The following is a 19,756-nucleotide window of genomic DNA, read 5'->3' as shown; positions in this document are numbered from 1 at the left end:
ACGACCCGCGCCACGCCCGGTCAGGGGGACGCCGAAGGGCGACCACCCGGATGGGTGATCGCCCTTCGAAGGCGCCTGAAGGGCGCCTGAGCGAGTCGGAGGACTCGCGAGGTGTTACTTGACCTCGACGGAGGCGCCGGCGGCCTTGAGGGACTCGGCAGCCTTCTCCGCGGCCTCCTTGGCGACCTTCTCGAGGACCGGCTTCGGGGTGCCGTCGACGAGGTCCTTGGCCTCCTTCAGGCCCAGGGAGGTCAGCTCACGCACGACCTTGATGACCTGGATCTTCTTCTCGCCGGCGCCGGTGAGGATGACGTCGAACTCGTCCTTCTCCTCGACGGCCTCGGCAACGGCGCCCGGGCCCGCGGGGCCGGCGACGGCGACGGCCGCGGCGGCGGTGACGTCGAACTTCTCCTCGAAGGCCTTGACGAACTCGGAGAGCTCGATGAGGGTCATCTCCTCGAACTGGGCGAGGAGGTCGTCCTGAGAGAGCTTCGCCATGATGGGCGATCCTTCCACTAAATCGGCAGGTGCCGGGTGTATTGAGAGGCGGGCGTACATTCGGCCCGCTGCGACCCGCGCACGTCGGTGACGCGGATCAATGCGCGAGCCGAGTTACTCGGCACCGCCCTGCTCTTCGAGCTTGACGCGAAGCGCCTCCGCGGTGCGGACGAACTTCGACGGCAGCGCCTGGAAGAGGGAGGCAGTCTGAGACTGCTTGCCCTTGAAGGCACCGGCCAGCTTGGAGAGCAGAACCTCGCGGGACTCGAGGTCCGCAAGCTTCTTGATCTCATCGGCGGACAGCGCCTTACCATCAAGGACACCGCCCTTGATGATGAGGTTGGGGTTGTCCTTGGCGAAGTCACGAAGACCCTTCGCCGACTCCACCGGGTCACCGGTGATGAAGGCAGCGCCCGTCGGACCGGTGAACTGGTCGTCGAGCGAGGTGATCCCGGCCTCGTTGGCCGCAATCTTGGTCAGCGTGTTCTTCACCACGGCGTACTGGGCGTTCTCACCGAGCGAACGGCGCAGCGTCTTGAGCTGGGCCACGGTGAGACCCCGGTACTCGGTCAGCACGACGGCGCTCGAGCTCTGGAACTTGTCCTTGAGCTCGGCTACCGCGGCAGCCTTGTCGGGCCTTGCCATAGAGCGTCGGCCTCCTTCCGGGTGATGAGGACCGCTCGGAAGGTGCTGAACAAAACAAAACGCCCCGGCGCAGGCGCACGGGGCTGAGCTCAACCGGATCGAATACGAGCCGGGAACTTTCCACGATCACCTGCGCGGGTCGTTCGCATCTCTCAGCGAATCCTTCGGCCACCGTGTCCCTCACGAGAGCACGGCAACGACCAGCGGTCTTTGGCTTCTGGAGAACCATACGTGAACACGTACGAGTCAAGCAAATCGGGCCCCGCTCCTCCGAAGAGGTGCGGGGCCCGAGGCGTTTCAGAGCCGGCCCGGAGGGCCTTTCACAGGGCTCAGACCGACGCCGGGTCCTCCTCGACGAGGAGGTTGCGGGTGCGGTTGGAGTCCAGCGGGATGCCGGGGCCCATCGTCGTCGTCAGGGTCGCCTTCTTGATGTAGCGGCCCTTGGCGGCGGACGGCTTCAGACGGAGGATCTCCTCCAGAGCCGCGGCATAGTTCTCGACCAGCTTCGTCTCGTCGAAGGAGACCTTGCCGATGATGAAGTGCAGGTTCGAGTGCTTGTCGACGCGGAACTCGATCTTGCCGCCCTTGATGTCGTTGACAGCCTTGGCGACATCGGGGGTGACGGTGCCGGTCTTCGGGTTCGGCATGAGACCACGCGGGCCGAGGACGCGGCCGAGGCGGCCGACCTTGCCCATGAGGTCCGGGGTGGCCACAACGGCGTCGAACTCGTTCAGGCGGTTGCCCTTGGAGATCTCGTCGATGAGCTCGTCGGAGCCGACGATGTCGGCGCCCGCGGCGATCGCGGCCTCGGCACGGTCACCGGTCGCGAAGACCAGGACCCGGGCGGTCTTACCGGTGCCGTGCGGAAGGTTCACGGTGCCACGGACCATCTGGTCGGCCTTGCGCGGGTCGACACCCAGGCGGAAGGCGACCTCGACGGTTCCGTCGAACTTGGTGGCGGCGGTGTCCTTGGCGAGACGGACGGCCTCGAGGGGGGCGTAGTTCCGCTCCCGGTCGATCTTGGCGTCCGCGGCGCGGAGTGCCTTGCTGCGCTTCACTGCTTCTCCTGTTGGTTCAGGTGTGGAGTCGTGGTGCGGACCAGCGCTGGTCCTACCACAGAGGTCACGAGGGGGCTGATCAGCCCTCGACCGTGATGCCCATGGAGCGGGCGGTGCCGGCGATGATCTTCGACGCGGCGTCCAGGTCGTTGGCGTTCAGGTCGGGCAGCTTGACCGTGGCGATCTCGCGGACCTGGGCGGCCGTGAGCTTGGCGACCTTGGTCTTGTGCGGCTCGCCGGAGCCCTTGTCCACACCTGCGGCCTTGAGGATCAGCTTGGCGGCCGGCGGAGTCTTGGTGATGAAGGTGAAGGAACGGTCCTCGTAGACCGTGATCTCCACCGGCACGACCATGCCACGCTGCGACTCGGTCGCGGCGTTGTAGGCCTTGCAGAACTCCATGATGTTGACGCCGTGCTGACCGAGCGCGGGGCCGACCGGCGGGGCCGGGTTGGCCGCACCGGCGTTGATCTGGAGCTTGATAAGCCCCGTGACCTTCTTCTTCTTGGGAGGCATTGCTCTCTCCGGGTCCTAGTGAGAGTGTTCAGCCCGCCATCCGGTCATCCGGATGGAGGCATACCGCACCACGATAACGGGTATAGACGTGCGGCTAAAAACCGAGCAGGTCAGAGCGGCTGCGGGAGCCACTCTGACCTGGTCGGAAACCTGTGAGGGTCGAGGGTCAGTTCTTCTGGATCTGGTCGAAGCTGAGCTCGACCGGGGTCTCGCGACCGAAGATCTCGACGAGGCCCTTGACCTTCTTGGAGTCGGCGTTGATCTCGTTGATCGTGGCCTGGAGGGTGGCGAAGGGGCCGTCGGTGACGGTGACCGAGTCGCCGACCTCGAAGTCGAGCACCTGGACCTCGACCTTGCGGGCCGGAGCCGGCTTGCCCTCGGCCTCGGCGGCCTCGCGGGCGGCCTTCTCCTCGGCCTCCGGGGCGAGCATCTTGACGATCTCGTCCAGGGTCAGCGGGTACGGGTCGTAGGCATTGCCCACGAAGCCGGTGACGCCGGGGGTGTTCCGGACGACGCCCCAGGACTCGTTCGTCAGATCCATGCGGACGAGAACGTAACCGGGCAGCTTGTTCTGCCGGACGTTCTTGCGCTCGCCGTTCTTGATCTGGACGATCTCTTCCTCGGGGACCTCGGCCTGGTAGATGAACTCCTCGACGTTCAGGGAGACGGCACGCTGCTCGAGGTTGGCCTTCACGCGCTTCTCGTAGCCCGCGTAGGTGTGGATCACGTACCACTCACCGGGCAGGCCGCGCAGCTCGTCACGGAGGGCCTGGATCGGGTCGACAGGAGCGGCGGGCTCCTCGTCGGCCTCGACGGCCTCGGCGTCGGTGTCCTCGTCGGACTCGCCCTCGACGTCCTCGTCGGACTCTTCGTCCCCGGACTCGTCCTCGTCGGACTCGTCGTCGATGTGCAGAGCGGCCTCTTCGGCCGCCTCGCCCGCAGCGGCGTCAGCAGCCTCAGCCTGGTCCTCGTCGGCCGCCTCGACGATGTCGAGCTCGTCCTCAACGGACTCGACAGGCTCGACGGCGTCGTTCAGGTTCGGGTCAGACACGGTGGCTGCTTCTTCCTGGATACAGATGGGGTGGAACAAGAAGTCAGCCGAAGACGTACTTGACTGCTTCCTGGAAGCCATAGTCAATCACGGTCACCAGACCGATCATGATGACAACGAAGACAATCACTACCGTGGTGTACGTCGTCAGCTGGCTACGAGTCGGCCAGACGACCTTGCGGAGTTCCGCGACGATCTGGCGGTAGAAGAGCGCGAGGCGGCCCAGAGGGCCCTTCTTCCCGCGCTTGCCGCCCTTGCGGGCCTTCTTCTTCGAGTCCGGAGCCTCGTCCTCGGCATCAGGCATGTCGATGGAGCCCACGGCGTCCGTCACGCTTCTCACCTGATCCCGGGTCATGGCAGTGCCGTGCCGGGTGGATCCGCACGGCGGTGCATTGAAGTACGTACATGCGCACACATCCTGGCGGTGTGTGTAGCAGGGCCGGAGGGACTTGAACCCCCAACCGCTGGTTTTGGAGACCAGTGCTCTACCAATTGAGCTACGACCCTTTGTGGCTCCCCCAACCTACCGCATCGTGAGATGTGGTCGGTGAGGGCCAACGAGCAGTGAGTGTACGTGTTCATGAGCGCTGCGTCGAACAGAAAGCACGTCGGAGCCCCGCCGAGCCCTCCGAGGCGCCCCCGCGCGGCCCTCCCTGAGTCCCTCCGAAGGCCCCCCGAAGCCGTTCCGGACGCCTCCGCCGGCCCTCGTACGACCAGGAATGACCGATCCTGTCCGCTCACTGAAACCTGTGTGCCGGGTCGCGAGAGGGTCTGGGACGATGGGCCGCATGAGCGCTGCAACCCCTCCGACCGAGCGCCGGGTCTCCGCCCGCGTCGGTGCGATCTCCGAGTCCGCGACCCTCGCCGTCGACGCCAAGGCCAAGGCCCTCAAGGCCGCAGGGCGTCCGGTGATCGGTTTCGGCGCGGGTGAGCCCGACTTCCCGACGCCTGACTACATCGTCGACGCCGCCGTCGAGGCGTGCAAGAACCCGAAGTACCACCGCTACACGCCGGCCGGCGGTCTGCCGGAGCTGAAGGCCGCCATCGCCGCCAAGACGCTGCGCGACTCCGGCTACGAGATCGACGCCTCCCAGGTCCTGGTGACCAACGGCGGCAAGCAGGCCATCTACGAGGCGTTCGCCGCAATCCTCGACCCGGGCGACGAGGTCATCGTCCCGGCCCCGTACTGGACCACCTACCCCGAGTCGATCCGCCTCGCGGGCGGTGTCCCGGTCGAGGTCGTCGCCGACGAGACCACCGGCTACCGCGTCTCCGTCGAGCAGCTGGAGGCGGCGCGCACGGAGAAGACCAAGGTCGTCCTCTTCGTCTCCCCCTCCAACCCGACCGGCGCCGTCTACAGCGAGGCCGAGACCGAGGCGATCGGCCGCTGGGCCGTCGAGCACGGCCTGTGGGTGCTGACCGACGAGATCTACGAGCACCTGGTGTACGGCAGCGCCTCCGCCGTCTCCCTCCCGGCGGTCATGCCCGAGCTGCGCGACAAGTGCATCGTGGTCAACGGTGTCGCCAAGACGTACGCGATGACCGGCTGGCGCGTGGGGTGGATCATCGGCCCGAAGGACGTGGTGAAGGCCGCGACCAACCTGCAGTCGCACGCCACGTCCAACGTGAGCAACGTGGCCCAGGTCGCCGCGCTGGCCGCCGTCTCGGGCAACCTGGACGCCGTCGCCGAGATGGGCCGCGCCTTCGACCGGCGCCGCCAGACGATCGTGCGGATGCTCAACGAGATCGAGGGCGTGCTCTGCCCGACGCCGGAGGGCGCGTTCTACGTGTACCCCTCGGTGAAGGCGCTGCTCGGCAAGGAGATCCGCGGCCGTCGCCCGCAGAGCTCGGTCGAGCTGGCCGCGCTGATCCTGGACGAGGCCGAGGTCGCGGTCGTACCGGGCGAGGCCTTCGGTACGCCGGGCTACCTGCGGCTCTCGTACGCGCTGGGTGACGAGGACCTGGTGGAGGGCGTGTCCCGGATGCAGAAGCTGCTCGCGGAGGCGCGCGACTGACGAGCACCCCTTGATGTCGAGGTGTGCTTCGGGCCCCCGGTTCTCCGGAACCGAGGGCCCGTTTCTGCGTTCTAGACGGGACCCGATCGGGGAAAGGGGCTGTTCTCCTCGATTCGGGTGCGGCAGGATCCCTGGATGGAGCACGTTTCCCGCGACATCAGCCTGCTGCCCAAGGCCCACCTGCATCTGCACTTCACCGGGTCGATGCGGCCCACGACGCTCATCGAGCTGGCCGACAAGTACGGCGTCCATCTCCCCGAGGCGTTGAGCGGCGGCACACCGCCCAGGCTGCGGGCGACCGACGAGCGCGGCTGGTTCCGCTTCCAGCGGCTGTACGACATCGCCCGTTCCTGCCTGCGGGAGCCCGAGGACATCCGGCGCCTGGTCCGCGAGGCGGCCCAGGAGGACGTGCGGGACGGCTCGGGCTGGCTGGAGATCCAGGTCGACCCGACCTCGTACGCCCCTCTGCTGGGCGGTCTGATCCCGGCGATGGAGATCATCCTGGACGCGGTCGACGACGCCTCGCGCGAGACCGGGCTCGGGATGCGGGTCCTGGTGGCCGCGAACCGGATGAAGCACCCCCTGGAGGCGCGCACGCTGGCGCGGCTCGCGGTGCGGTACGCGGATCGGGGAGTGGTCGGTTTCGGGCTCTCCAACGACGAGCGCCGGGGCATGGCCCGTGACTTCGACCGCGCCTTCGCCATCGCCCGCGAGGGCGGCTTGCTGGCGGCGCCGCACGGCGGCGAGCTGACGGGTCCGGCGTCGGTACGGGACTGCCTGGACGACCTGAGGGCGGCGCGGGTCGGTCACGGGGTGCGGGCGGCGGAGGACCCCCGGGTGCTGCGCAAGCTGGCGGAGAGGGGCGTGACCTGCGAGGTCTGCCCGGCGTCCAACGTGGCCCTCGGGGTGTACGAGAAGCCCGAGGACGTTCCGCTGCGGACGCTCTTCGAGGCGGGGGTCCCGATGGCGCTGGGCGCGGACGACCCACTGCTGTTCGGCTCGCGGCTGGCGGCGCAGTACGAGATCGCCCGCAGGCACCACGGCTTCACGGACCCGGAGCTGGCGGAACTGGCGCGCCAGTCCGTGCGCGGCTCGGCGGCCCCCGAGGACATCAGGCAGAAGCTCCTGTCCGGCATCGACGACTGGCTGACGGCCCCGGTGACCTGAAGCGGTGCGGGGGCGGGTGGGCCTGGAACCCGATGTCGATCTCGGTCCGGTCCCACGACTGCCCGTGGGGCTCCAGGTACGGGGTGAGTGAGGCGACGAGGGCGTCGTGGCCCTTCCTGGCACGCTTCTGCAGCGGGCCGAAGCCGGCCGCGGTCTCGAAGGCGGTGGCGGCGGCGGAGAAGACGTCCCGGCCGCCGAGGAGGAACAGCGTGTGCGCGTGGACGGCGGGGCGCAGCCATTCGGTGGCGCGCCGGTGGCGCCGTTCCCACTCCTCGTGCCAGACGGCCGCGTGCGCGGCGGTGCGCGCCTCGTTCGTACGGACGGTCAGCGGCGTGCCCGTACGGAGCTTGGCGCGCAGCCCCGGCCAGGCGGAGGGTCGCAGGCCGGGTGAGCGGTGGGCGAGGACGAGGTCGACCGGTACGCCGGGGGCGTAGGCGCGTGGCAGGCTGTCGCGGAGCGGCACGTGGACGATCGTGTGCCGGGAGAAGGCGGCGAAGGAGAACAGCGCCGCCAGGCGGGACAGCCCGTCGTGATCGCCGAGGAGGTAGCCCCAGCGGTCGCCCAACGGGTCGTTGAGGGTGGTGTGGCGCAGGGGCCGCCACGGCTGGACTATCCGGTAGGAGTGCGGGCCCGTGCGGGGCCTGAACTCACGGGCCTTCAGAAGCATGCCGGTCAGCGTGACCGCCCGCCGGTGGGCGCCGCAACGTCATTTCCGTACGGCGCTCGTCGCCTCGGAGCGCTCATGTCCGTACGGCGATCCCGCCCATCAACGTGCGGGCGATCGAGGACGCGAAGGTGTCGACGTCCTGCGGCGGCTCCTTGCCGGCCTTCGCGTCGTAGGCGAAGGCCCGCTGCGCGCACGCGCCGAGCAGGAGTGACGCCGCCGCGAAGGTGTCGGCGCCGGCGTCGACGCGCCCGGCGGCCTGTTCGGCGCGCAGATATGCGTCGAGCTGCTCCAAGGGCCGGTGCGGTCCGGCGTCCAGCCGCCGCATCGACGCGTCGTGCCGGGCCTTGAGCCGGGTCTCGGCGTAGAGGGAGGCGGCGATCGGGAAGCTCTCGGCATAGAAGAGCGCGGCCTGGCGGGCGATCTCGGTGAGGTTCTCCTCCACCGTGCCCTTCCCCGGGTCGGTGGACAGCCGGTCGAGCAGCGGCGCCAGCTCGGGAAGACGTTCGCTCAGGACGGCGACGAACAGCTCCTCCTTGCCCGCGAAGTACTTGTAGAGGGCCGCCTCCGAGCAGCCGGCGCCCCGTGCGATCTCCTTGGTCGTCGTGCGGGCGAGGCCCACTGTGGTCCACAGTTCGTGCGCCGCGTCGAGGATCCGTTCCCGCGTGGGCCTCTTCTCCATGGTCGCTCCAACCGCTTGACGAGAGGTGAGTACCCACTCACCCTAGGGGTGAGTGAACACTTACCCACCCCAGGAGGGTGCGACATGAAGCTCACCGTCTTCGGCGCGACCGGCGGCATCGGCCGGGAGATCGTCCGCCAGGCCCTGGAGGGCGGCCACGAGGTCACCGCGGTGGTACGCGATCCCACGCGGTTCACCGTCTCCGGTGAGCGTCTGGAGGTCTACCGGGCGGATCTGGCCGACCCCGGCCCCCTGCGCGGCGCGGTCGCGGGCAAGGACGCGGTGCTGTCGGGTCTGGGCGCCCGCACGCGGGCCGACGCCGGCGTCGCGACGCGGCTGACGCGCTCCGTTCTCGCCGCCATGGACGCGGAGGGCGTCCGCCGGCTCCTGGTCGTCAGCGCCGCCCCGGTCGGCCCGGTCCCGGACGGTCAGACCGTCCTCGACAAGACGGTGCTCGCGATCGTCAACTCCGTCCTCAAGGACATCTACGACGACCTGCGGCTCATGGAGGGCGAGCTGGCGGCGAGCGCCTCGGACTGGACCTCCGTACGCCCGCCCAAGCTGACCGACAAGCCGGTCACCGGCCGCTACCGCACGGTCGTCGGCGGCAACCCCAGCCGCGGCCGCTCCCTCGCCCGCGCCGACGTGGCCCACGCGATGCTGGCGATGATCGGCGACCGCGCGACGGTGAAGCAGGGCGTCGGCGTCGCCTACTGAGGCACCGAGCTGCCTGTCGCCGGGGTCAGATGCTGACGCCGACCGTCACCGGCTCGTTGACGAGCGTGATCCCGAAGGCGTCCCGTACGCCCGCCACGACCTCGCGGGCGAGCGCGAGGAGGTCCTCGGTGGTGGCTTCGCCGCGGTTGGTGAGGGCGAGGGTGTGCTTGGTGGAGATACGGGCGGGGCCGTGGCCGTAGCCCTTGGTGAAGCCGGCCTTGTCGATCAGCCAGGCCGCCGAGGTCTTGATCCGGCCGTCGTCGCCGGCCGGGAAGGCGGGCGGCACCACGTCGGCGCCCAGGCGCTCGGCCACGCGCGCGAGGAAGGCGTCGTAGGCGTCCGGGTCCAGGATCGGGTTGGTGAAGAACGATCCGGCCGACCAGGTGTCGTGGTCCTCGGGGTCCAGGACCATGCCCTTGCCCGCGCGCAGCTTCAGGACCGTCTCGCGGACGGTCGCCAGCGGAACGCGGTCACCGACCTCGACGCCGAGGGCGCGGGCCGTCTCCGCGTACCTGACCGGCGCGGACAGGCCGTCCGCGTCCTCCAGGGCGAAGCGGACCCGCAGCACGACGTAACGGTCGGGGTCGGCCTTGAAGCGGCTGTGCCGGTACGAGAAGGCGCACTCGGCGCCCGTCAGGGTGACGGTCTCCTCGGCCCTGCGGTCGTAGGCGACGACCTCGGCGATGGTGGCCGAGACCTCCTGGCCGTACGCGCCGACGTTCTGGATCGGGGTCGCGCCTGCCGAGCCGGGGATCCCGGCCAGGCACTCGACACCCGCGAGGCCCGCCTCGACCGTGCGCGCCACGGCGTCCGTCCACACCTCGCCGGCCGCCAGCTCCAGCCGGGTGCCGTCCAGGACGAATCCGGTCGTGGCGATCCGCAGGGCGGTGCCGTCGAAGCCCTTGTCGCCGATGACCAGGTTGGATCCGCCGCCGATGACGAGCAGCGGGGTGCTGGTGGCGTCCGCCTCGCGGACCGTGGCGATCACCTCGTCGTCGGTGGTGGCCGTGACGAGCCGGGCCGCGGGGCCGCCGAGCCGGAAAGTGGTCAGGGGGGCGAGGGGGGCGTCGTGGAGTTCCTGCACGGGCTCAAGAGTACGGGCCCGGTGCGAGGACGACGGGATACGGTCCGCCGGCCGGGGTCCGTACGGGACGGAGCCGCCCCGTACGGACCCCGGGTGGAGCCATCCTTTCCGACCGAGTCCACCCGCCCGTCCGGCCTCTCTCACACGGCGACCAGGTCCTTCTGCTCCGTCTCGGCGGCGGCGGTCTGTTCCCGCGCCGCCCGGCGCCCCGGTATGAACAGGGACGCGACCGCCCCGAGGGCCACCATCCCGGCCCCGACCCACAGGGCGGGCTGCAGGCCGTCGACGAACTCCCTGCCCGACCCGTATCCGCCGTTGGCCGCGAAGATCGAGGCCATGACCGCGACACCGAGGGCGCCGCCGACCTCCCGAAGGGCGTTGTTGGCTCCGGAGGCCACGCCCTGCTCGGCGGGCCGGACGCTGGACATGACCAGGTTGGCGGCGGGGGCGAAGTAGAGCGCCATGCCGATGCCGCTCACGATCAGGGCGGGGAGCTGGGTGGCGTACGGCACGTCGGGCGTGACGACGATGGCGAACCAGGCCAGACCGACGGCCTGCAACGCGAGGCCGACGGCGACGACGGGGCGGCCGCCGATCCGGTCGGAGAGGTATCCGGCGAGCGGCGCGACGATCATGGGCATGCCCGTCCAGGGGAGCATCCGCAGCCCCGCCTCGGTCGGCGAGTAGCCGAGGACGCCTTGCATGTACTGGCTGAGCAGGAAGATCGAGCCGAACATGCCGAGGAACATCAGCAGGCTCGCCGCGTTGATGCCGCTGAAGGCACGACTGCGGAAGAGCCGCATGGGGAGCATCGGCGCCTTGTTGTGGATCCCGTGGTGGACGAAGCCGCCGAGGAGCGCGCCGCCTGCGATCAGGCCGGTGAGGACGGTGGCGCTGGTCCAGCCGTCGATGGGCCCGCGGATCAGCCCGTAGACGATCCCGAAGAGGCCGCCGCTGGCGAGCAGGGTGCCGGCGATGTCGAGCCGGGCGCCGGTGCCGTACGACTCGGTGAGACGGAGCCGGGCCAGCGGCAGCAGGGCGAGGCCGAGCGGAACGTTCAGCCAGAAGATCCACTGCCAGGAGACGTGCTCGGTGAGGCTGCCTCCGATGAGGGGTCCCGAGGCGACGGCGAGACCGTTGACGGCGCCCCATATGCCGTACGCCATGCCGCGCTTGGCCGGCGGGACGGCCGCCGTGAGCAGGGTCAGGGTGAGCGGCATCATGATCGCCGCGCCGACGCCCTGGACGGCGCGGGCGGCGATAAGCGCGTCGATGCCGGGGGCGAGCGCGGCCGCGGCGGAGGCGAGGGTGAAGACGGTGAGCCCCACGCCGAAGAGCCGGCGGCGGCCGAAGCGGTCGCCGAGGGCGGCACCGAACATCAGCAGGACGGCGAAGGTGAGGGTGTAGGCGCTCACCGTCCACTCGAGGTCGTGCAGCGCTCCCCCGAGGTCCTCGCGGATCGAAGGCAGGGCGGTGGTGACGACGAGGTTGTCGAGGGCCGCCATGAAGCCGGCGATGCTGGTGATGACCAGGGCCCAGACGGCCCCGCCACGCCGGTCGGTCACGTGCTCTTTCATCGCTGTCCCCTTCTGAGAATGAGGGTTAGTAATTGATGACTAACTTTCACGGACAGAGAAGGCCGGAGAAGGGCCCTGGAACCCTGCCCCCCGTGAAGCCCGGGGCCTCACCTGCTTCTCGAGCTATCGCGAGCTACTTCTCGAGCGTCCCCTTGGTGCGGCCGGAGGGGTAGAGCCCCTGCCAGACCCGGTGCTTCGACGGGAAGCCGAGAGCGACCATGGTGTTGATCAGCATTCCGTACGCCATGAACGTGGTCGTCTCGTCGACGTCGGCGCCGAGCGCCAGATGGACGGTGTCCCACAGCTCCAGCCAGCCGGCTCGCACCACCTGACCGAACTCGTGCTCGCCCGCCGCCTCCGCCGCGGCCACCGTCACGTACACCTGCATCTGCATGAGCAGCCGCTCCGGCTCCTCGGCGATGACCTTGGTGTAGGCGTTGGCCATGGCATGCAGGGCGTCCTCGCCGCTCAGCCCCTCGGCCGCCTCCCTGAAGACGCGCCGCGAGTCGGCGAGGCAGCGCTCGGAGGCGGCGAGGAAGATCGCCTTCTTGCTCGGGAAGAGGCGGAACAGGTACGGCTGCGAGACACCGACGCGCTTGGCGATCACCTCGGTGGACGTGCCGTAGTAACCGCCGCGGCTGAACTCGCTCATCGCCGCTCGGATGACGCTCTCGCGCCGCTCCTCCGCACTCATCCTGACCATGCAGTTAAGTTAGTACTCAATCACTAACCTGGTCAAGCGTCACGCAGGGGCGGCCGCTTCACGCGGCCACCCCTGTCGACGGGCCGCTAGGCGAGCGTGACCACGGCCCGGGACATGCCCAGGACCTTCTGGCCCGCCGAGACGGCCGTCAGGTCCACCCGGACACGCCGGTCGTCCAGCTTGGCGGCGACCTTGGCGCTGACCTCGATCAGGGCGCCGGTCTCGTCGTTCGGCACGACGACCGGCTTGGTGAAGCGCACGCCGTACTCGACGACGGCCGCCGGGTCGCCGGCCCAGTCCGTGACGACACGGATGGCCGCGGCCATGGTGAACATGCCGTGGGCGATGACGTCCGGCAGGCCGACCTCCACCGCGAACTTCTCGTTCCAGTGGATCGGGTTGAAGTCCCCGGAGGCACCGGCGTACCGCACCAGCGTGGCGCGCGTCACGGGGAACGACTGCGCCGGCAGCTCCGTACCGACCTCGACCTCGTCGTAAGCGATCTTCGCAGCCATGGCTCAGGCCTCCTCGGGCGCGCGGGACACGAGCTTCGTCCAGGCGGTCACGACGTGTTCGCCGCTCTCGTCGCGCACCTCGCCGCGGATGTCCAGGATGTCGTTGCCCGCCATCGACTTGATCGCCTCGATGGTCGACGTGACCGAGAGCCGGTCCCCCGCACGTACGGGACGGGTGTAGGCGAACTTCTGGTCGCCGTGCACCACACGGCTGTAGTCCAGGCCCAGCTGCGGGTCCTCGACGACCTGCCCCGAGGCCTTGAAAGTGATCGCGAACACGAAAGTCGGCGGAGCGATCACATCGGGGTGACCGAGCGCCTTCGCCGCTTCCCGATCGACATAAGCGGGATTCGCGTCCCCCACCGCTTCGGCGAACTCGCGGATCTTCTCGCGGCCGACCTCGTACGGCGCGGTGGGCGGATAGGTCCGGCCCACGAAGGACTGGTCGAGCGCCATGGACTCGATACCTCCTGGAATGTGTGGCGAACAAACGACACGAGGCCGCCCCCGATGTGGGGACGGCCTCGTGTACGAGCCTGATTAACGCGTCTCGCGGTGCGCGGTGTGCGACTTGCAGCGCGGGCAGTGCTTCTTCATCTCAAGACGGTCCGGGTTGTTACGCCGGTTCTTCTTGGTGATGTAGTTCCGCTCCTTGCACTCCACGCAGGCCAGCGTGATCTTCGGGCGGACGTCGGTGGCAGCCACGTGAGTGCTCCTTGGACGGACGGTTGGACGGATGAACGCATAAAAGAGTAGCCGATCGAAGGACCGACCCCGCAATCGGCTACCGTGTGTAGCGGTGACCGGACTTGAACCGGTGACACAGCGATTATGAGCCGCTTGCTCTACCGACTGAGCTACACCGCTTTGATGATCGGGTTCCCGCCCGGAGGCGGGTTCCTTCTCACCAGAGCCCCAATACGGAATCGAACCGTAGACCTTCTCCTTACCATGGAGACGCTCTACCGACTGAGCTATTGGGGCGAGCGATGAAGACATTACACGGTCCTCCGCCGATCGCCCAAATCCGTTTCCTATGCCCGCCCACCGCCCGTGTACCCGCCCGCGCGCACGAGGTGAGGCTCACGGTCCCTCACGTCCCGTACGCCACACGTGGCCTCATCAGTACGACTATTGCGCTCCTCCTCGAAGGGCGGCCGGAGCGCCCCTAGGCTCGGCCCCACGCTGCGTGATCTTGATCTTGAGGAGCCTTGAGGAGCCCGATGTCAGCCGACAGCAAGCAGCCCCAGCCGCCCGACGACTGGGCCGCCGCCACCGCCGACTCCGGCTCGCTCCTGCTCTGCAACGCCCGGCTCACCGACGGTCGGACGGTCGACGTGCGGCTCGGTGGAGGACGGATCGAGGCCGTGGGGACGGCCGGCAGCCTCACCGCCGGCGCCCGTGTCGACCTCGCCGGATATCTGCTGCTCCCCGCCGCCGCGGAGCCGCACGCCCACGCCGACACCGCGCTCAGCGCGGACTCCCCGGGCCCCGTCTCGTACGCCTCCGACGAGGTGCAGCGCCGGGCCACCGAGGCCGCGCTGCTGCAGGTGGGACACGGCGCCACGGCGCTGCGCGCGCACGTACGGATCGGGGACGTGCAGGGTCTCGGACCCCTGGAGGCCGTCCTCCAGGCCCGGCGCTCGCTGCGCGGCCTGGCGGACCTGACGACGGTCGCGGTGCCCCGGCTGCTGACCGGGGCGGCGGGCGCGGACGGGCTCGCGATGCTGCGCGACGCGGTGAAGATGGGCGCGAGCGTGGTGGGCGGCTGCCCGGACCTCGACCCGGACCCGGCCGGCTACGTGGAGGCGGTCCTGGAGGTGGCGGCCGAGCAGGGCTGCCCCGTCGATCTGCACACGGACGGTGACGACCCGGCGCGGCTCGCCCGGCTGGCCGCCATGGCGGGCGGACTGCGGCCGGGGGTGACGATCGGGCCCTGCGCGGGACTGGCCCGGCTGCCCGGGGACGCGGCACGGCGGGCCGCCGACCAGTTGGCGGCGGCCGGGATCACGGTCGTCTGCCTGCCGCAGGGCGGCTGCGGGGCGACCGAACTGCGCGGGACGGCTCCGGTCCGGCTGCTGCGCGCGGCGGGCGTGCGGCTCACCGCGGGCAGCGGGGCGCTGCGGGACGTCTCCAACCCGGTGGGCCGCGGCGACCCGCTGGAGGCGGCCTACCTGCTGGCCTCGCTCGGCGGCCTGCCGGCGCAGGACGCGTACGGCGCTGTGAGCGCGGCGGCCCGGGCGGCGATGGGCCTGCCGGAGGTACGGGTGGAGGCCGGGTTCCCGGCGGAGCTGCTCGCGGTGCGCGGGGAACACCTCGCGGGCGTACTGTCCCTCGCGTACAGCCGGATCGTGGTGCACCGGGGCCGGGTGGTGGCCCGGACGAGCGCGGTGCGCGAGTACTGCGACTCCGCGGCGGCGCTCGACCTGCCACGCCAGGGCCGCACGGAACGCCCGGAGCCGGGGGGCCCTCCGGCCGGTCCCGACGTACGGTCGTGAGTATGCGCATCGTCATCGCTGGAGGACACGGTCAGATCGCCCTACGTCTCGAGCGGCTGCTCGCGGCGGCGGGGCACGAGCCGGCGGGGCTCATCCGCACACCGGAGCAGGCCGCCGACCTACGCGCGGCGGGCGCCGAACCCGTCCTCCTGGACCTGGAGTCGGCGTCACTGGAGATGGTCGCGGCGGTCCTGCAGGGCGCCGACGCCGCGGTCTTCGCGGCGGGCGCGGGCCCGGGCAGCTCGGTGGAGCGCAAGGACACAGTGGACCGGGCGGCGGCGGTCCTCTTCGCCGACGCGGCCGAACGCGCGGGCGTACGCCGCCATGTCGTCGTCTCCTCGATGGGCGCCGACGCGGCCCACCCGGGCGACGAGGTCTTCGACGCCTATCTGCGCGCCAAGGGGGAGGCGGACGACCACGTGCGCTCCCGCGCGGCTCTGGACTGGACGATCCTGCGCCCCGGCATGCTGACGAACGACGCCGGCACCGGCCTGGTCCGCCTGGAGGCCTCGACGGGCCGCGGCCCGATCCCCCGCGACGACGTGGCGGCGGTCATCGCCGAACTCCTGGAGACCCCGGCCACGGCGGGCCTGACCCTGGAACTGATCAGCGGCTCGTCCCCGGTCTCGGTGGCGGTGAAGGCCGTCGCGGGCAACTGACCCCGCACCCGTACGTACGGGAGCACACGAAGAAGGTCCCCGGTGCACGCACCGGGGACCTTCTCTATCGCGTGGCGGCGCCAGGATTCGAACCTGGGTAGGCTAAGCCGACGGATTTACAGTCCGCTCCCATTGGCCACTCGGGCACACCGCCATGGGATGTCGCTGCTCGGAGCCGCTTTTCGGCGGCGCTCCGTGGCAACGACGTAAACGATACCTGATGCCCAGGGGTGCTCCGCCACCGGATTGATCAGCGGATCGGGTGGTCGCGGATGACTAGGCTTGCGCTGTAGCCAACGCAACCGCAACGCATTCGACGCAAGGAGCCACACGTCATGGCCGACTCCAGTTTCGACATCGTCTCCAAGGTCGAGCGGCAGGAGGTCGACAACGCCCTCAACCAGGCCGCGAAGGAGATCTCGCAGCGTTACGACTTCAAGGGCACCGACGCCTCGATCTCCTGGCAGGGCGAGAAGATCCTGATGCAGGCCAACGGCGAGGAGCGCGTGAAGGCGATCCTCGACATCTTCGAGACCAAGCTGATCAAGCGCGGGATCTCGCTGAAGTCGCTGGACGCGGGCGAGCCGCAGCTGTCCGGCAAGGAGTACAAGATCTTCGCCACGATCGAGGAGGGCATCTCCCAGGAGAACGCCAAGAAGGTCGCGAAGGTCATCCGCGACGAGGGCCCCAAGGGTGTCAAGGCACAGGTGCAGGGCGACGAGCTGCGGGTCAGCTCGAAGAGCCGGGACGACCTGCAGGCCGTGCAGCAGCTGCTCAAGGGCAAGGACTTCGACTTCGCGATCCAGTTCGTGAACTACCGCTGACCGTCGCGTCCGAAAACCGCCAGCCGCGCGCCGGCACCGCCTCGCACACTGGACGCCGGACCGGGCGATCGAGCGTGCGAGGAGAGGAACGAGCCATGACGCAGCAGACCGTGTACGCGTACATCGACGGGCCGCTGGGCGAGATGCTGCTGGTCGGGCGGGTCGCCGAGGGCGGTGCCGGGGTCACGGAGCTCGCCTCGCTCTCGCTGCCGGGGCAGAAGGGCGCCGTCACCGTCCAGGACGGCTGGCGGCGGGCGCCCGAGGCGTTCGAGGCGATCACCGCGCAGCTGGCCGAGTACTTCGCCGGCCGCCGGGACCGCTTCGACATCGCGTACGCGGCCGGCGGGACGGACTTCCAGCGGCGCGTCTGGCGGGCCCTGGAGGACATCCCGTACGGCTCCACCGTCTCGTACGGGGACATCGCCCGGCGGGTGGGGTCCTCCGGGGCCGGGGTGCGGGCCGTCGGCACCGCGATCGGGCGCAATCCGCTGCTCGTGGTGCGGCCCTGCCACCGGGTCGTCGGGGCGGACGGCAGCCTGCGCGGGTACGCGGCCGGTCTGGAGCGCAAGGAGCGGCTCCTCGGGCTCGAGGGTGCGCACGTGTGACCGAGGGGCTGCCGGACGGGGTTTCGGACGGGCTGTTCCCGCGCGAGCGGGCCGTCCTCGCGCCGGGCGCGGTGCACGTGCCCGGCTGGCTTCCGCCCGAGCGGCAGCGGGAGTTGGTCGCCGCCTGCCGGGAGTGGGGGCGCGGGCCCTTTCCGTACCGGCACACCGTGCTGCCGGGCGGCGGGGTGATGTCCGTGCGGTCGCTCTGTCTGGGCCGGCGGTGGGAGCCGTACCGCTACCTCGACGAGGTGGGTGTCGAACTGCCCGAATGGCTCGCCGCGTTGGGGCGGCGGGCGGTCGCCGAGGCGTACGGGGACGACGGCGGCTTCGCGCCCGACACCGCGCTGGTCAACTTCTACGACGCGGACGCCCGGATGGGCATGCACCAGGACAAGGAGGAACGGTCCGGTGCGCCGGTAGTGTCGTTGAGCCTCGGCGACCGTTGCGTCTTCCGGTTCGGGAACACCGAGACCCGTGGAAAGCCGTACGCGGACGTGGAGTTGTGGTCCGGGGACCTCTTCGTCTTCGGAGGCCCCTCGCGCTTCGCGTACCACGGGGTGCCGAAGGTCTACCCGGGGACGGCCGATCCGGCGCTCGGGCTCACCGGGCGGCTCAACATCACCCTGCGTCAGACCGGGCTCTGATCCGGGGCGCCAGGCCGTGTCCGTAAGGTCCCGCCTGGCCCGCGGGCAGAGGGCGCTACTTTCCGGACACGGTCTAGCGCGAGCGCGAGTGGCCGAAGAGGATCCGGTACGCGATCAGCAGGACCAGCGCTCCGCCGATGGCCGAGAGCCAGGTGGCACCGTCGTAGAACTGTGTCGTGACCGGGCGGTCCAGGAAGCGTGCGGAGATCCAGCCGCCGACGAAGGCGCCCGTGACACCGATCAGGGTCGTGCCGATGAGGCCGCCCGGGTCCCTGCCGGGCAGCAGGACCTTGGCGACGACGCCCGCGAGCAGTCCGAGAACGATCCAGCTGATGATGCTCATGCCGGGGAGGACGCCCGGCACCCCCGGGTGGTTGCCGGGCTGAACTAATGTGCGGCCCATGACACAACTGCGCCGCTCGCTGGGGGTCTTCGACGCCGTCGTCGTCGGGCTCGGCTCGATGGTGGGAGCCGGGATCTTCGTCGCGCTCGGCCCGGCGGCGGAGGCCGCCGGCGCGGGGCTGCTGCCCGCCCTCGGGGTCGCCGCGATCGTCGCGTACTGCAACGCCATGGCCTCGGCACGGCTCGCCGCCCTCCACCCGGCCTCGGGTGGCACGTATGTGTACGGTCGCGAACGCCTCGGGCCGTTCTGGGGGTACCTGGCCGGCTGGGCGTTCGTCGTCGGCAAGACGGCCTCGTGCGCGGCGATGGCGCTGACGGTGGGCGCGTACCTCTGGCCGGGGCAGGCGCACGCGGTGGCGGTCGCGGCCGTGGTGGCGCTGACGGCGGTGAACTACGGCGGCGTGCAGAAGTCGGCGCTCCTGACCCGGGTGATCGTGGCCGCGGTCCTCGCCGTCCTGGCCCTCGTCGTCGTGGTCTCCGCCGGATCCGGTTCCCAGGACCTCGGCAGGCTCGCGCTCGGCGGCTCCGACGTGTCGGCGGGCGGGGTGCTGCAGGCGGCCGGGCTGCTGTTCTTCGCGTTCGCGGGGTACGCGCGGATCGCGACGCTCGGCGAGGAGGTGCGCGACCCGGCCCGGACCATCCCCCGGGCGGTCCCGCTCGCTCTCGGCATCGCGCTCGTCGTCTACGCGGCGGTGGCGGTCTCCGTCCTCGCCGTCCTGGGGCCCGAAGCCCTGGCCGCCTCCCCCGCCCCCCTCGCGGACGCGGCCCGGGCGGCGGACGCCGGATGGCTGGTCCCGGTGGTCACGGCCGGGGCGGCCGTCGCCGCCCTGGGCTCGCTGCTCTCGCTGATCCTCGGGGTGTCCCGGACGACCCTGGCGATGGCGCGGGACGGGCATCTGCCGTCCGGCCTCGCGGCCGTCCACCCGCGCTTCCGCATCCCCCACCGGGCGGAGCTTGCGGTGGGGGCGGTGGTGGCCGTGGTGGCGGCCACGGTGGACGTCCGGGGTGCCATCGGGTTCTCGTCGTTCGGCGTCCTCGCCTACTACGGGATCGCCAACGCCTCCGCCTGGACCCTGGGCCGTTCCCACCGGCCGCTCGCCGCCCTCGGCATGGCCGGCTGCGCGGTGCTCGCCTTCGCGCTGCCGCTGACGTCGGTCCTCGCGGGGGCGGCGGTCCTCGCGGCGGGGGTGGTGGCGTACGCCGTCACGCGCGCGCCGGGACGGCGCTGAACCGG

The 19,756-nt window shown here is 70.5% G+C and carries 24 protein-coding genes and 4 tRNA genes; 9 read left to right on the top strand and 19 right to left on the bottom strand.

The annotated features are described in order from the left end of the window. Positions 1–114: 114 nt before the first annotated feature. From rplL to IE136_RS17930, 7 genes are all read right to left on the bottom strand, one after another. Positions 115–498 (bottom strand): 50S ribosomal protein L7/L12, encoded by a 384-nt coding sequence (gene rplL / locus IE136_RS17960; protein ID WP_114246089.1) that lies wholly within the window; start codon positions 496–498, stop codon positions 115–117. A 114-nt stretch (positions 499–612) separates the two neighbouring features. Further along, the gene (gene rplJ / locus IE136_RS17955) at positions 613–1,143 is read right to left on the bottom strand and encodes a 50S ribosomal protein L10 (protein WP_158989351.1); all 531 of its coding nucleotides are present in this window, start codon (positions 1,141–1,143) and stop codon (positions 613–615) included. A gap of 329 nt (positions 1,144–1,472) precedes the next feature. After that, on the bottom strand, positions 1,473–2,201 hold the full coding sequence (gene rplA / locus IE136_RS17950; protein WP_158989349.1) for a 50S ribosomal protein L1: 729 nt from the start codon (positions 2,199–2,201) through the stop codon (positions 1,473–1,475). 79 nt (positions 2,202–2,280) lie between these two features. Next, positions 2,281–2,715, bottom strand: a complete 435-nt coding sequence (gene rplK, locus IE136_RS17945) for a 50S ribosomal protein L11 (protein ID WP_030318720.1) — start codon at positions 2,713–2,715, stop codon at positions 2,281–2,283. A 166-nt stretch (positions 2,716–2,881) separates the two neighbouring features. Further along, a complete protein-coding gene (nusG, locus tag IE136_RS17940) occupies positions 2,882–3,766 on the bottom strand; it encodes a transcription termination/antitermination protein NusG (protein WP_189600852.1) in 885 nt (294 codons plus the stop codon). 43 nt (positions 3,767–3,809) lie between these two features. Continuing rightward, positions 3,810–4,097, bottom strand: a complete 288-nt coding sequence (secE, locus tag IE136_RS17935) for a preprotein translocase subunit SecE (RefSeq protein ID WP_137993978.1) — start codon at positions 4,095–4,097, stop codon at positions 3,810–3,812. A gap of 103 nt (positions 4,098–4,200) precedes the next feature. Beyond that, positions 4,201–4,273: transfer RNA gene (locus IE136_RS17930), tRNA-Trp, on the bottom strand. A 281-nt stretch (positions 4,274–4,554) separates the two neighbouring features. Here IE136_RS17930 and IE136_RS17925 point away from each other — a divergent pair. After that, entirely contained in the window at positions 4,555–5,781 is a 1,227-nt protein-coding gene (locus IE136_RS17925; protein ID WP_158989345.1) for a pyridoxal phosphate-dependent aminotransferase, read from the top strand. A gap of 135 nt (positions 5,782–5,916) precedes the next feature. After that, positions 5,917–6,948: an adenosine deaminase gene (locus tag IE136_RS17920; protein WP_189600851.1), complete on the top strand. Its 1,032-nt coding sequence runs from the start codon at positions 5,917–5,919 to the stop codon at positions 6,946–6,948. Here the strand turns inward: IE136_RS17920 and IE136_RS17915 are convergent. Then, a complete protein-coding gene (locus IE136_RS17915) occupies positions 6,893–7,615 on the bottom strand; it encodes a hypothetical protein (protein ID WP_158989341.1) in 723 nt (240 codons plus the stop codon). The two genes, IE136_RS17920 and IE136_RS17915, sit on opposite strands and share 56 nt — an antisense overlap. 73 nt (positions 7,616–7,688) lie before the next feature. Continuing rightward, the gene (locus IE136_RS17910; protein ID WP_158989339.1) at positions 7,689–8,294 is read right to left on the bottom strand and encodes a TetR/AcrR family transcriptional regulator; all 606 of its coding nucleotides are present in this window, start codon (positions 8,292–8,294) and stop codon (positions 7,689–7,691) included. 84 nt (positions 8,295–8,378) lie between these two features. Here IE136_RS17910 and IE136_RS17905 point away from each other — a divergent pair, with 84 nt between their 5' ends. After that, on the top strand, positions 8,379–9,011 hold the full coding sequence (locus IE136_RS17905; protein ID WP_158989337.1) for an NAD(P)-dependent oxidoreductase: 633 nt from the start codon (positions 8,379–8,381) through the stop codon (positions 9,009–9,011). A 25-nt stretch (positions 9,012–9,036) separates the two neighbouring features. On the opposite strand, the gene IE136_RS17900 is transcribed toward IE136_RS17905, so the two are convergent. The 8 genes from IE136_RS17900 to IE136_RS17865 all read right to left on the bottom strand — a co-directional run bounded on the left by IE136_RS17900 (position 9,037) and on the right by IE136_RS17865 (position 13,874). After that, positions 9,037–10,134: a UDP-N-acetylmuramate dehydrogenase gene (locus tag IE136_RS17900; RefSeq protein WP_158994577.1), complete on the bottom strand. Its 1,098-nt coding sequence runs from the start codon at positions 10,132–10,134 to the stop codon at positions 9,037–9,039. A 101-nt stretch (positions 10,135–10,235) separates the two neighbouring features. Beyond that, positions 10,236–11,672 (bottom strand): MFS transporter, encoded by a 1,437-nt coding sequence (locus IE136_RS17895; RefSeq protein WP_158989335.1) that lies wholly within the window; start codon positions 11,670–11,672, stop codon positions 10,236–10,238. Positions 11,673–11,805: 133 nt separating this feature from the next. Continuing rightward, positions 11,806–12,375 carry a TetR/AcrR family transcriptional regulator gene (locus tag IE136_RS17890; protein WP_189600850.1) on the bottom strand — a complete coding sequence of 190 codons (570 nt, stop codon included), beginning with the start codon at positions 12,373–12,375 and terminating at the stop codon, positions 11,806–11,808. A gap of 86 nt (positions 12,376–12,461) precedes the next feature. Further along, complete coding sequence (locus tag IE136_RS17885; protein WP_189600849.1) at positions 12,462–12,890, bottom strand: MaoC family dehydratase; 429 nt, start codon at positions 12,888–12,890, stop codon at positions 12,462–12,464. 3 nt (positions 12,891–12,893) lie between these two features. Further along, positions 12,894–13,346, bottom strand: coding sequence for a MaoC family dehydratase N-terminal domain-containing protein (locus IE136_RS17880; RefSeq protein ID WP_158989329.1), 453 nt, complete (start codon positions 13,344–13,346; stop codon positions 12,894–12,896). 84 nt (positions 13,347–13,430) lie between these two features. Beyond that, positions 13,431–13,595 carry a 50S ribosomal protein L33 gene (gene rpmG, locus IE136_RS17875; RefSeq protein ID WP_158989327.1) on the bottom strand — a complete coding sequence of 55 codons (165 nt, stop codon included), beginning with the start codon at positions 13,593–13,595 and terminating at the stop codon, positions 13,431–13,433. A gap of 89 nt (positions 13,596–13,684) precedes the next feature. After that, positions 13,685–13,757, bottom strand: a tRNA-Met gene (locus tag IE136_RS17870). Between the two features lie 44 nt (positions 13,758–13,801). Beyond that, positions 13,802–13,874: transfer RNA gene (locus IE136_RS17865), tRNA-Thr, on the bottom strand. Positions 13,875–14,113: 239 nt separating this feature from the next. On the opposite strand from IE136_RS17865, the gene IE136_RS17860 reads away from it, so the two are divergent. Both IE136_RS17860 and IE136_RS17855 read left to right on the top strand, forming a co-directional pair. Next, a complete protein-coding gene (locus IE136_RS17860; RefSeq protein WP_189600848.1) occupies positions 14,114–15,388 on the top strand; it encodes an amidohydrolase family protein in 1,275 nt (424 codons plus the stop codon). Positions 15,389–15,390: 2 nt separating this feature from the next. Continuing rightward, on the top strand, positions 15,391–16,047 hold the full coding sequence (locus tag IE136_RS17855; RefSeq protein ID WP_189600847.1) for an NAD(P)H-binding protein: 657 nt from the start codon (positions 15,391–15,393) through the stop codon (positions 16,045–16,047). Between the two features lie 72 nt (positions 16,048–16,119). On the opposite strand, the gene IE136_RS17850 is transcribed toward IE136_RS17855, so the two are convergent. Next, positions 16,120–16,201 (bottom strand) — tRNA-Tyr (locus IE136_RS17850). 181 nt (positions 16,202–16,382) lie between these two features. Between IE136_RS17850 and IE136_RS17845 the strand changes: the two genes are divergently transcribed. The 3 genes from IE136_RS17845 to IE136_RS17835 all read left to right on the top strand — a co-directional run bounded on the left by IE136_RS17845 (position 16,383) and on the right by IE136_RS17835 (position 18,120). Then, positions 16,383–16,871: a YajQ family cyclic di-GMP-binding protein gene (locus tag IE136_RS17845; protein ID WP_189600846.1), complete on the top strand. Its 489-nt coding sequence runs from the start codon at positions 16,383–16,385 to the stop codon at positions 16,869–16,871. A gap of 95 nt (positions 16,872–16,966) precedes the next feature. Further along, entirely contained in the window at positions 16,967–17,476 is a 510-nt protein-coding gene (locus tag IE136_RS17840; protein WP_189600845.1) for a methylated-DNA--[protein]-cysteine S-methyltransferase, read from the top strand. After that, the gene (locus IE136_RS17835) at positions 17,473–18,120 is read left to right on the top strand and encodes an alpha-ketoglutarate-dependent dioxygenase AlkB family protein (RefSeq protein WP_229818936.1); all 648 of its coding nucleotides are present in this window, start codon (positions 17,473–17,475) and stop codon (positions 18,118–18,120) included. The genes IE136_RS17840 and IE136_RS17835 overlap by 4 nt, the downstream gene beginning before the upstream one ends. 73 nt (positions 18,121–18,193) lie before the next feature. Here the strand turns inward: IE136_RS17835 and IE136_RS17830 are convergent, their stop codons facing one another. Further along, positions 18,194–18,463, bottom strand: coding sequence for a GlsB/YeaQ/YmgE family stress response membrane protein (locus IE136_RS17830; protein ID WP_189600844.1), 270 nt, complete (start codon positions 18,461–18,463; stop codon positions 18,194–18,196). Between the two features lie 58 nt (positions 18,464–18,521). Between IE136_RS17830 and IE136_RS17825 the strand changes: the two genes are divergently transcribed. Beyond that, complete coding sequence (locus IE136_RS17825) at positions 18,522–19,751, top strand: APC family permease (protein ID WP_189600843.1); 1,230 nt, start codon at positions 18,522–18,524, stop codon at positions 19,749–19,751. Positions 19,752–19,756 lie beyond the last annotated feature (5 nt).

The organism is Streptomyces lateritius (genome assembly GCF_014649715.1).
Lineage (GTDB): Bacteria > Actinomycetota > Actinomycetes > Streptomycetales > Streptomycetaceae > Streptomyces > Streptomyces lateritius.
Note: the sequence above shows the minus strand (reverse complement) of the source record. Positions and strands in the feature narration are given on the sequence as shown.

Coding starts and splice junctions, on each gene's coding strand:
- IE136_RS17855 (WP_189600847.1), top strand. CDS start 15,391: ATGCGCATCGTCATCGCTGGAGGACACGGTCAGATCGCCCTACGTCTC.
- IE136_RS17825 (WP_189600843.1), top strand. CDS start 18,522: ATGACACAACTGCGCCGCTCGCTGGGGGTCTTCGACGCCGTCGTCGTC.
- IE136_RS17830 (WP_189600844.1), bottom strand. CDS start 18,463: ATGAGCATCATCAGCTGGATCGTTCTCGGACTGCTCGCGGGCGTCGTC.
- IE136_RS17860 (WP_189600848.1), top strand. CDS start 14,114: ATGTCAGCCGACAGCAAGCAGCCCCAGCCGCCCGACGACTGGGCCGCC.
- IE136_RS17920 (WP_189600851.1), top strand. CDS start 5,917: ATGGAGCACGTTTCCCGCGACATCAGCCTGCTGCCCAAGGCCCACCTG.
- IE136_RS17895 (WP_158989335.1), bottom strand. CDS start 11,672: ATGAAAGAGCACGTGACCGACCGGCGTGGCGGGGCCGTCTGGGCCCTG.
- rplK (WP_030318720.1), bottom strand. CDS start 2,715: ATGCCTCCCAAGAAGAAGAAGGTCACGGGGCTTATCAAGCTCCAGATC.
- IE136_RS17925 (WP_158989345.1), top strand. CDS start 4,555: ATGAGCGCTGCAACCCCTCCGACCGAGCGCCGGGTCTCCGCCCGCGTC.
- IE136_RS17880 (WP_158989329.1), bottom strand. CDS start 13,346: ATGGCGCTCGACCAGTCCTTCGTGGGCCGGACCTATCCGCCCACCGCG.
- IE136_RS17840 (WP_189600845.1), top strand. CDS start 16,967: ATGACGCAGCAGACCGTGTACGCGTACATCGACGGGCCGCTGGGCGAG.
- rplL (WP_114246089.1), bottom strand. CDS start 498: ATGGCGAAGCTCTCTCAGGACGACCTCCTCGCCCAGTTCGAGGAGATG.
- IE136_RS17845 (WP_189600846.1), top strand. CDS start 16,383: ATGGCCGACTCCAGTTTCGACATCGTCTCCAAGGTCGAGCGGCAGGAG.
- rplJ (WP_158989351.1), bottom strand. CDS start 1,143: ATGGCAAGGCCCGACAAGGCTGCCGCGGTAGCCGAGCTCAAGGACAAG.
- IE136_RS17905 (WP_158989337.1), top strand. CDS start 8,379: ATGAAGCTCACCGTCTTCGGCGCGACCGGCGGCATCGGCCGGGAGATC.
- IE136_RS17890 (WP_189600850.1), bottom strand. CDS start 12,375: ATGGTCAGGATGAGTGCGGAGGAGCGGCGCGAGAGCGTCATCCGAGCG.
- IE136_RS17910 (WP_158989339.1), bottom strand. CDS start 8,294: ATGGAGAAGAGGCCCACGCGGGAACGGATCCTCGACGCGGCGCACGAA.
- IE136_RS17915 (WP_158989341.1), bottom strand. CDS start 7,615: ATGCTTCTGAAGGCCCGTGAGTTCAGGCCCCGCACGGGCCCGCACTCC.
- IE136_RS17885 (WP_189600849.1), bottom strand. CDS start 12,890: ATGGCTGCGAAGATCGCTTACGACGAGGTCGAGGTCGGTACGGAGCTG.